The organism is Corynebacterium sp. HMSC070H05 (genome assembly GCF_001837615.1).
GTDB classification, from domain to species: Bacteria; Actinomycetota; Actinomycetes; order Mycobacteriales; family Mycobacteriaceae; genus Corynebacterium; species Corynebacterium coyleae.
This window is the reverse complement of record NZ_KV833333.1, coordinates 315-1,260: the sequence shown is the minus strand read 5'-3', so window position 1 is coordinate 1,260 and position 946 is coordinate 315. Positions and strand designations below refer to the sequence as shown.

General features: G+C 56.9%; 1 pseudogene. It reads left to right on the top strand.

From position 1 onward, the window contains the following. Nucleotides 1–877 (top strand): annotated as a pseudogene (locus HMPREF2617_RS06435) (IS256 family transposase); the annotation flags it as partial. Nucleotides 878–946 lie beyond the last annotated feature (69 nt).

The following is a 946-nucleotide window of genomic DNA, read 5'->3' as shown; positions in this document are numbered from 1 at the left end:
AACTGGACCACCTACATCAGATCAGACACAGACGCGGTGTTAGATGAGGTCATGACCTGGCAAAACCGCCAGCTCGACGAGTTCTACCCAGTGATCTTCCTCGACGCGCTACGAGTAAAAATCCGCAGGTGCCCACCGGGTGGTGAATAAGGCCTGCTACATGGCCGTCGGTGTGGATATGGACGGCATCAAACACATCCTGGGATTGTGGATCGCTGACAATGAAGGCGCCGCATTCTGGGCATCAGTCTGCGCTGACCTTGCCAACCGTGGCGTCCAAGACGTGTTCATCGTCTGCTGCGACGGGCTCAAAGGCCTGCCGGAAGCAGTAGAAGCAACCTGGCCGAATTCCATGGTGCAGACCTGCATCGTGCACCTGATCCGGGCGGCCAACAGGTGGGTGTCGTATCAGGACCGCAAAGGTGTCTCCCGTGCGCTACGTGAGGTCTATACAGCCGCCAACGAAGACACCGCCCGCGCCAGCCTTGATGCCTTCGAGGCCAGTGAACTGGGCCGTAAATACCCGCAATCGGTCAAAGTCTGGCGCGATGCCTGGGACAGGTTCGTGCCGTTTCTGCAGTTCCCGCCAGCAGCGAGGCGGGTGCTCTACACCACGAATTCGATCGAATCGCTGAATGCTGAACTGCGTAAAGCTACCCGTAACCGCGGGCAATTCCCGAACGATACTGCGGCGTTGAAAACACTGTGGTTGATGATCTGCAACATCGAAGACAAGCGCGCTGCCCAGCGAGCGAAGAAAGCAAAGCACGACATCGAATGCAACGGCTATATTGAAGGAGCGAAAGCCACCGGGTGGAAACAAGCCATTAACCAACTAGCCGTGGCGTACCCTGACCGGTTCGCGGACTACTTGTAAACCAAGTCCCCGCACACAAAGAATCGGACACTCTCCCGCCAGTAACCTTTCGACTCAACTACCACATCT